4 protein-coding genes are annotated in these 4,311 nt (G+C 64.3%); 1 reads left to right on the forward strand and 3 read right to left on the reverse strand.

Translation table 11 applies throughout. The features are described from left to right. The 3 genes from B4A72_RS11900 to tgt all read right to left on the reverse strand — a co-directional run. Positions 1 to 664 (reverse strand): GNAT family N-acetyltransferase (locus B4A72_RS11900; RefSeq protein ID WP_292978690.1); only part of this gene is annotated, 664 nt, incomplete at its 3' end. Next, positions 664 to 1,833: a ribonuclease D gene (rnd, locus tag B4A72_RS11905; protein ID WP_292951031.1), complete on the reverse strand. Its 1,170-nt coding sequence runs from the start codon at positions 1,831 to 1,833 to the stop codon at positions 664 to 666. The genes rnd and B4A72_RS11900, both read right to left, overlap by 1 nt. Before the next feature lie 139 nt (positions 1,834 to 1,972). Further along, complete coding sequence (tgt, locus tag B4A72_RS11910) at positions 1,973 to 3,103, reverse strand: tRNA guanosine(34) transglycosylase Tgt (protein WP_292951027.1); 1,131 nt, start codon at positions 3,101 to 3,103, stop codon at positions 1,973 to 1,975. A gap of 125 nt (positions 3,104 to 3,228) precedes the next feature. Between tgt and B4A72_RS11915 the strand changes: the two genes are divergently transcribed. Continuing rightward, on the forward strand, positions 3,229 to 3,585 hold the full coding sequence (locus B4A72_RS11915) for an SUF system Fe-S cluster assembly protein (protein ID WP_292951029.1): 357 nt from the start codon (positions 3,229 to 3,231) through the stop codon (positions 3,583 to 3,585). The last annotated feature ends 726 nt before the right edge of the window (positions 3,586 to 4,311 follow it).

Consider the following 4,311-nt stretch of genomic DNA (forward strand, 5'->3'; position numbering starts at 1 on the left):
CCAGCCGCATCGGCAATGTCAGCGACTGGTCGCCGAAGATCGGGGCGATGTCCTCGACACTCATGCCGGGGTGAAACAGCAGCAGCATCCGTGCGATCTGCGGTGTCGTCACGATCTGGTGCAAGGCGGGAAGATCGGCGGGACGCGGGGCATCGATCAGCAGCCGCGCCGTGGCCAGCGCAATGCCATGACGGGCGGCGAAATCGTCGCGAGCCAGCCGCAGCTTCACGGCTGCCATTTCCCGGCCATGAGGCCGCGACCAGCGCATTTCCTGACCGACGGGCCGAAATCCCAGCCGCGCAAGCAGCCCGGCCGAGCGACGATTGCCCGCGAGATGGTAGGATTCGACCATCTCGGCCCCTTCATTGAACCGGCGCGACAGCGCCAGCACCGCGGCGCGAAGCCCGATCCCCTGCCCCTGCGCGCCCGGCGCGATCCAGATCCCGAAGCTCTGCCCGGCACGGATCATGCCCACAAGCCTGTCGCCCTGCCGCACGGCGTGTTCGTCGGGGCCCGCCTCGGCGATGAAAGCCTGCGCGTCGGTCATCGCATAGGGCCAGGGCACGACGCTGAGCCATTGCGTCACCTGCCAGTCCGAAAGGGCCGCGACGATTGTATCGGCATCCTCGGGCCAGGGACGGGTCAGGGTAACGGGCGCGGCCATCAGCGCGCGGGCACCACGCGGACCACCCCGCCCCCGGCCGACAGCGCGATCTCGCCCGTGGCCAGCCGCAGGGCGTCGCGGCCAAAGACCTCGGCCCGCCAGCCATGCAGGGCGGGCAGATCGCGTTCGCCGGTGGCGATGGCGTCCAGATCCGCCGCCGAGGCAATCAGCCTGGGGGCCACCCCCGCCGCATCGGCCTTGGCCTTCAGCAGGACGCGCAACAGATCCGACAGCGCCGGATTGCCCGGACGCCCCGGCTCGACGCCCTTGGGTTTCGGCAGATCGCCGGATTCTTGCCCGGCCTTGACCGCGGCGAGGATCCCGGCCGCGATGTCGCCCCGCCGCGCTTCGCGCAGAAGCAGCCGCGACTTGCCCAGATCGGCTTCGGTTGCCGGCCGGGTCGAAGCCAGTTCGATCATCGCGTCATCCTTGAACACGCGCGAGCGGGGCACGTCGCGGTCCTGCGCATAGTTTTCGCGAAACCGCGCCAGCTCGCGCAGGATCGCCAGGAAACGCGGCGAATTGGTGCGCGTGCGGATCTTCAGCCAGGCTTCTTCGGGACGGTTGATATAGGTCTCCGGGTCTTCCAGGACGCCGATTTCCTCGGCCAGCCAGCTTTCGCGACCGTTCTTCTTCAGCTCGGCCGAAAGGAATTCGTAGATCACCCGCAAATGTGTCACATCGGCCAGTGCATAGGATTTCTGCGCATCCGACAACGGTCGGCGCGACCAGTCGGTAAAGCGCGAGGACTTGTCCAGATTCGCCCGCGCGATCTTGCGCACCAGCGTCTCGTAGCCGACCTGTTCGCCGAAGCCGCAGACCATCGCGGCAACCTGCGTGTCGAACAGCGGCACCGGAAACAGCGCGGCGTCGTGAAAGAAGATTTCCAGATCCTGGCGGGCGGCGTGGAACACCTTGACCGTCGCCTCGTGACGAAACAGCTCGTAAAGCGGGTCCAGCGACAATCCCTCGGCCAGCGGATCGACCAGCACGGCCTCGCCGCCCGTCTCGGCATCGGTGGAGGCTGGCGGAATCGCAAGCTGGATCAGGCACAATCTGGACCAGTATGTCCGTTCGCGCAGGAATTCGGTATCGACGGTGACGTAGGGCGCGGTTTTTGCGGTCTCGCAGAAACGGGCGAGATCCTCGGTCCGGGTGATGGTTGTGATCGTGCTGCTCATGAGGTCCTTCGGATGGGCGGTTCGTCCGCCGCCGGAATGAATACGCCCCAGGCCGTGATTTGAAAAGGACAGTTTACGCCCACGGCAACCGTCATGCCACGAGACTGCAACCGGCAGGCGCGCGGAATCAACGTGGCGGAATGTCGCCTTCGGCGCGTCGGGCGTGGAAATCCGCGACGAAATCCGACAGCCGGGACTGCGTGATCGCCGCGCGCAACCCGGCCATCAAGTCCTGGTAGTAATGCAGGTTGTGCCATGTCAGCAGCATCCCGCTGATCATCTCGCCGGCGCGGAAGACATGGTGCAGGTAGGCGCGTGAATAATTGCGGCAGGCCGGACAGATGCAATCCTGATCCAACGGGCGCGGGTCATCCTGATGGCGGGCATTCTTGATATTGACCTGACCGCGCCGCGTCCAGGCCTGCCCGGTCCGGCCCGAGCGTGACGGCAGCACGCAATCCATCATGTCGATGCCGCGGCTTACGGCGCCGACGATATCATCGGGTTTGCCGACGCCCATCAGATAGCGTGGCTTGTCCGCCGGCAGAAAACCCGGCGCATAATCCAGCACGCCGAACATCGCCTGCTGGCCTTCGCCCACGGCAAGCCCGCCGATGGCATAGCCGTCAAAGCCGATCCCGGTCAGGGCCTGGGCGCTTTCCTCGCGCAGATCGCGGGTCACGCCACCCTGCATGATGCCGAAAAGCGCATGTCCGGGCCGGTCGCCGAATGCGTCGCGCGACCGCCGCGCCCATCGCATCGACAACCGCATCGAGACAGCGACGTCGCGTTCCGCCGCCGGAAGCGCCGGGCATTCGTCAAAGGCCATGACGATGTCGCTGCCCAGAAGGCGCTGGATTTCCATGCTGCGTTCGGGGGTCAGGTGATGGCGGCTGCCGTCGATATGGCTGGCAAAGGTCACCCCCTCTTCGGTCAGCTTGCGCAGGCTGGACAGACTCATGACCTGGAAGCCACCGGAATCGGTCAGGATCGGGCGCGGCCAGTTCATGAAGCGGTGCAGCCCGCCCAGGCCGGCGATCCTTTCGGCCCCCGGGCGCAGCATCAGGTGATAGGTGTTGCCCAGCAGGATGTCGGCCCCGGTCTTGCGCACGGATTCGGGCATCATCGCCTTGACGGTCGCGGCCGTGCCGACGGGCATGAAGGCGGGCGTGCGGATTTCGCCGCGCGGGGTGTGGATGGTGCCGCTGCGCGCCGCGCCGTCCGAGGCATGCAGCGAAAAGGAGAAACGGTCACTCATCTTCGGGGCCTTCCGGGTGGAAACGCGCGTCCTTACCGCCCGCCAGTCGCGGATGCAACGCCGGCCCTCTGGACCCGCGCCGGGCGATGTCCTATATAATCGGTCGGAATTGCAAGGAAACCGCCATGACCCAGCCGATGATGGAAGGCGATCCGCTGATCGCCCCTTCAAGCACCGACCACGCGCTCTACGAGCCGATCGTGGAGGCCTGCAAGACGGTCTACGACCCGGAAATTCCCGTCAACATCTATGATCTGGGGCTGATCTACACGATCGACATCAATGCGGCAAACGAGGTTCGGGTGGTCATGACGCTGACCGCGCCGGGTTGCCCGGTGGCCGGAGAGATGCCGGGCTGGGTCGCCGACGCGATCGAACCCCTGCCCGGCGTGAAACAGGTCGATGTCGAGATGACCTTCCAGCCGCAATGGGGCATGGACATGATGTCCGACGAGGCGCGGCTGGAACTGGGTTTCATGTAGAGCCGCCTTTCAGGCGAGGCTCGCACAAGAAGAAAGGGCGCGGATCGAACTGACGCATTCCGTCCGGTGGGAGGCCTGAACAAACTGACCTGTCGCGTGACGCGCGGCAGGTCATTGTATTTCAAGCGGATTTTCTGAGGGCCTGAAAAAGAAAAACAGGGCGGAAATCCGAGACTTTTTTCTCGGCGGTATCATCTGCCTATCCGAACGAAGAAATTTCCGGGATCTCGGACATTTCTTCTTCTGAGGCCGAAAATACAGCCAATATTCTCCGACCACAAGCTTGACCTTCGAACGCAGCGAAGATCGTGGACGAATGTCCGCATCGACTTCGATCCATGCGGATTTTCTGGTCTTTGGTCGGAAAACGACTCGAGGCAGAGCCGCGGATATCCGAGGTTCTGATGGCAGGCTTGGCGACATTCAACTTCAAGCTCTCGCAGCTCTACCCGGGCGCGGGAGACCATCGCATTGTCTTATGAATCTTCTTGGTTCTCGGGGTACTCGGGAGCCATGGCCCGCCACGCCATTTATGGCGGGCCATGGCGGCGGTCGGATCGTGTCAGCAAAGGTCAGCGGGACCGGTATTGAGTGGGATCGGCCGCCGTCTTCACCCAGGGCCTGAACGGATACGCGTGCTTGCGTCACGCATGACAAGGATAGGACACGGCGAAGATGACGGAGCACACGATCGGGATCGACATTTCCAAATCCCACCTCGATGCA

The sequence above is a fragment of the Paracoccus sp. UBA5162 genome (genome assembly GCF_002413585.1).
In the GTDB taxonomy this organism is placed as follows: Bacteria; Pseudomonadota; Alphaproteobacteria; order Rhodobacterales; family Rhodobacteraceae; genus Paracoccus.